Annotated in this window: 6 protein-coding genes; all 6 read left to right on the top strand. The window is 35.2% G+C overall.

All coding sequences use genetic code 11. The features are described from left to right. A partial coding sequence (gene imm40 / locus Q0614_RS03485; RefSeq protein WP_298786557.1) for an Imm40 family immunity protein occupies nt 1-286 on the top strand: 286 nt, incomplete at its 5' end. Nucleotides 287-411: 125 nt separating this feature from the next. Continuing rightward, a complete protein-coding gene (locus Q0614_RS03480; protein ID WP_298786555.1) occupies nt 412-801 on the top strand; it encodes a hypothetical protein in 390 nt (129 codons plus the stop codon). A gap of 106 nt (nt 802-907) precedes the next feature. Then, the gene (locus Q0614_RS03475) at nt 908-1,660 is read left to right on the top strand and encodes a hypothetical protein (protein ID WP_298786553.1); all 753 of its coding nucleotides are present in this window, start codon (nt 908-910) and stop codon (nt 1,658-1,660) included. 26 nt (nt 1,661-1,686) lie between these two features. Further along, entirely contained in the window at nt 1,687-2,076 is a 390-nt protein-coding gene (locus Q0614_RS03470) for a hypothetical protein (protein WP_298786551.1), read from the top strand. A gap of 48 nt (nt 2,077-2,124) precedes the next feature. Next, nucleotides 2,125-2,499: a hypothetical protein gene (locus tag Q0614_RS03465; protein WP_298786549.1), complete on the top strand. Its 375-nt coding sequence runs from the start codon at nt 2,125-2,127 to the stop codon at nt 2,497-2,499. 40 nt (nt 2,500-2,539) lie between these two features. Further along, nucleotides 2,540-3,292, top strand: a complete 753-nt coding sequence (locus Q0614_RS03460; RefSeq protein ID WP_298786547.1) for a hypothetical protein — start codon at nt 2,540-2,542, stop codon at nt 3,290-3,292. Nucleotides 3,293-3,297 lie beyond the last annotated feature (5 nt).

The following is a 3,297-nucleotide window of genomic DNA, read 5'->3' as shown; positions in this document are numbered from 1 at the left end:
TCTTTTATCCACTGGGCTACTATACGGTTTTGAATGGTTCCTTTGGTGTGGCGATGTAATGGAGGTGCTAAAAATCACAAGAGGCAAAGGTATGATTATCGTAGGAGGGGATGTATATCGCCTAAGCGGCAATGAGCCCATAATCACATACGATTGCTGGAGTATTGAATCGGAAGATGACGATGCATTTGAAGTAGCAACCCAATATATCACTAATTATCGCGCTAGAAACGGAGATGACTTTGCATATTGCCCAGTCATTTGCCCCGGGCGGGTGTCCAAATGAAAAATTTTGGCTTACAATGCAGAATATGTTGATTTTTGCTAATATTTGGATAAATATAAAAATATGCACCGAACTGAATGCCAATATGTGCGTAGATGGGATATAAAAGATTTTTAGGAGCGATCTTGAAAAGCAACAAAGTAATCCTAATCCTATCGATCGAAAGCGATAGGGATCTATCCGAAACAATAAGCAGCAACGGCATATCTGCAACAAAAGTCTGGCAAAAAGGAGATTTGAAACTAAAAGGTGCTATTTTAAAATACAGAAATTTTGGCTTTAGCATAGAGGAAAAATTTTATGATATACCTTTTGCGGGAGATCTAATTAAAAAATTTTTAGCAGATATAAATGTCGCGAGGAGTATAAAATTACAAAGCGTGAAAAAGCTGCTAAGAGTCGTAGTTTACAGTTATAATAGCATGCCCGGTCTATATTATAATGCAAATTTACTGAAACTATTAGTAGATAATAATGTGGATTTGGACAACGACATATACTGCCTAGATGGATAAATTTGAATCTTGAGCGAGGTGTATTTATCGATGAAATTCTTGGGTTTTGATTGGATAAAAGGCGACAAACCGTCCTTGGAATTTCATATAAGGATAATTTAAAACCATGAAACCGGTAAGAATTGTAATGACGATATTTTTTATTATCCTATCGTCTTTAAATTTTCATAAACTATTAACGGAGGGCGGCTATCGCGGAGGGAAAGTCTATGTCGTAGCCACAACCCAGTCTGTCATTATGCAACTACTACTTATCGTAGGATTGATCCTGTATTTGATATATCTGATAAGAGTAAAAGAGTATTATAAGCCAAGCTCAAATTTTACGCTTTCTAAAAAGGAGGACAAAATGAACTTATCGAATAGAATAAAAGCGCTAAAGACGCGGCTTAAACTGCAAAAGCCGGAAATTATAACAAATCCTGTACAAAAGGATGAGCTTGTCGAGCAAGATTTGTGCGGTAAAGATCTGTGTGATTTAGACCATAGCACGATCAAACTTTTATCGGGAGATTTGAGTGTCTTTAATGACTATACTTTTAGGTATTATATCCTGGATTTTATTGATTTTTACGAGCGCTTCGGCGATGAGGAGGTTATAGAGGATATGTTCATTCAAGCATTTACACCGCCTATGCGGCGGGCAAGAGCGAAACAATTTAGCAGGGATGAGGTAAAAATAATCATAGATTTTTTACAAAAAAATTATGAAGATATTGCGAGAATTACGCATACCAAGAAATATAAAAAGTTAAAGCCCTACGAACAAGAAGAAATTTATATACCATTCAAACATTTTGAAAAAGAGATAAAAAGCGCTATAAAATTTTGGGGGAAGCATTATGATGGAATTTTATAAGGGTAAAAATTTATAAGGATTGGCAAATGCGCTTAATAGAGACTGATTTGGGCAAATATGAGGAATATATCTATTTCTTTATAGAGAAAAACAGGGCGTATTTTAACGCCTATCAAGAGCAGATATTTCCTTTCGATATGGAGTACATACCTAGCTTATTGTGGTTGCTTGCATCTTTTGCAGAAACTACGATTAAAATTTTTGATGATTTGGACGAAAAGACAAGAAATGAAATTTTTGATTTTGTGGAAAAGGGGGCGGCAAGCGAAGACGAATACATCGGCACGGCGTTTTGCACCGGCTTTGTTGAGACAATTATAAATATTGCGAAAGGGGACGAATATAATATAATTAGCAAATATTTTAGAAATGAGACACAAGAATATGCCGCCGCTTGGATGAAATTTGGCGAATAGCTAGATCGAGTTTTATTCAAGTCATGCTTTAAAACAATAAGGAGCCATATGCCTAAACATGAATTTTTACTCAAAAAGACAAAAGAAAATATCTTCTCTAAAGAGCATTGCGTAGTAATTAGCGATGATCTAATACTTCATATTTCGTACTCTCTAAAGTGGGTGCAAACCACATGGAACGATGAGATAAATTTGAAAAAAGGGCTAAATTACTATGGCTATAGCTGGATAGAAGATAAAGTTAAATTTAGAGATATAATATGCTCTTGGAGGTCGCTTTTCTTGAGCGCCGATGAGCAGATTGTTTTTGATAAAAACTGCGCGCTAAATAAATCCTCGGTTATCGAGCAATTAGACGGCCTATTGGAACTAATCGATTCGGCAATTAAAAATGATTTATATATTTTGCATTTAGGGATTTAGCGAGTGCGCGGCGATTTAATAATAAAACAAAAGAAGGACCATGAAAAGAAATTATAAAAAGATAATACCCGTAAGAGGTAGAAGGAAATTTTCGATTAATAATTTTAGAGAAATTTTCGCGGAGGGCGATATACTGCAAATCGGTCAAAGGCGGTTTTTATTTTGTAGCTGGAATAACCTGCTGCGTATAAACGGCGATAAATTAGGCGAATTCATAATATTGCCGCCGGAAGCTAATGTGAAAAATAATAATGGTTTGATTTCTAAAAAGTGGGTATTAGAAAATTTAGATTTTATATGTGATACCGAGCCATCCAGAAATATAAGCATATTTTCTTATTACGATAGCTCTGTAACCGAATACAAAAGGGTAAATGATAAAATTCCTGCAAAATTTACTTATAAATTTTTAGAATTCAAAGACGATCTAAAAAATGGAGATATTATAGAGTGTCACAAGGCTTTTCGTCCATATGATCGAAAGATAAAATTTATCGTCGCAACCGATACGAAAGGATGCCCGAGACTACCCTATCTGGAGGGGTTTTATTCCGGTATGTTTGCGCCTATTGGCTATAGCGATAAAATGCGCTCGAATAAAGGACGGGAATATGCGATAAGCTCGAGTTGGCTAATTAAGAACTGGGAAGCCGCCTTTGTCGGTAATTGCGATATAAGGCACACTTATGTAAATTTACAAAATCGAAAAGAGGTTTTAAATTTTACCGATAAAGAGTTGGAAAATTTTATAAAAATAAAGCGAAAGAGATTAAAATTTAAATGGAAAAAGTAGATGGG

Source organism: uncultured Campylobacter sp., from assembly GCF_937997595.1.
Classification (GTDB): Bacteria; Campylobacterota; Campylobacteria; order Campylobacterales; family Campylobacteraceae; genus Campylobacter_B.
Note: the sequence above shows the minus strand (reverse complement) of the source record. Positions and strands in the feature narration are given on the sequence as shown.